The sequence below is a fragment of the Streptomyces katrae genome, from assembly GCF_000966975.1.
Classification (GTDB): domain Bacteria; phylum Actinomycetota; class Actinomycetes; order Streptomycetales; family Streptomycetaceae; genus Streptomyces; species Streptomyces katrae.
The window spans coordinates 1-850 of sequence record NZ_JZWV01000203.1; the positions used below are offsets into that span (position 1 = coordinate 1).

General features: G+C 76.0%; 2 protein-coding genes. Both read left to right on the forward strand.

Annotation, left to right across the window (positions count from 1 at the left end; all coding sequences use genetic code 11):
* Positions 1-519: alpha/beta hydrolase (locus tag VR44_RS09310; protein WP_045946934.1), on the forward strand; the 519-nt coding region annotated here is incomplete at its 5' end.
* Positions 520-529: 10 nt separating this feature from the next.
* On the forward strand, positions 530-850 hold a 321-nt coding region (locus VR44_RS09315), incomplete at its 3' end, for a helix-turn-helix transcriptional regulator (RefSeq protein ID WP_045946935.1).

Sequence of the window (850 nt, forward strand, 5' to 3'; positions counted from 1 at the left end):
GCCGCCGCCGAGTTCGGGACCGACCGCCTCCTCATCGGCGGCGAGTCCGCCGGCGCCCACCTCGCCGTCCTGACCCTGCTGCGCCTGCGCGACCGCCACGGCATCTCCGGGGCCTTCCGCGCCGCACACCTCCTCTTCGGCCCCTACGACCTCTCCATGACCCCGAGCCAGCGCTCCTTCGGCCCCCGCCCGCTCCTCAGCAACACCGAATCCCTCCGCGGCAGTTACGAGCTCTTCGCGCCCGGCACCGACCCGCAGCAGCGCCGCGACCCCCAGCTCTCGCCGCTCTACGCCGACCTGACCGGCCTGCCGCCCGCCCGTATCGTCGTCGGCACGCAGGACCCGCTCCTGGACGACTCCCTCTTCCTCGCCCGGCGCTGGCAGGCAGCGGGCGCGCCCGTCCAACTCGGCGTCGTGGCGGGCGCGATGCACGGGTTCACCCTCTTCCCCCTCACCATCACCGAACGGGAGCTCGCGCGCGAACGGGAGTTCCTGGCCGCCGCCACCACACCCCGGTAGCGTCGGCCCCATGGACCGCACCACCCGGCTCTACGCCCTCGTGGAGGAGCTGCGCGCCGCCGCGCCCCGCCCCCGTCCGGTCGCCGCCCTCGCCGCGCGGTTCGAGGTCAGCACGCGGACGGTGCAGCGCGACCTCCAGGCGCTGATGGACTCCGGCGTCCCCGTCCGCACCACCCTCGGGCGGGGCGGCGGCTGGACGGTCGACCCGGCGATGACCCTGCCCCCGGTCCACTTCACCGCCGACGAGGCCGCGGCCCTGGCCGCCGCGCTCGCCACCACGGGAACCCCCTACGCGGGCGCCGCCCGTACGGCGTACCAGAAGCTCCTCGCC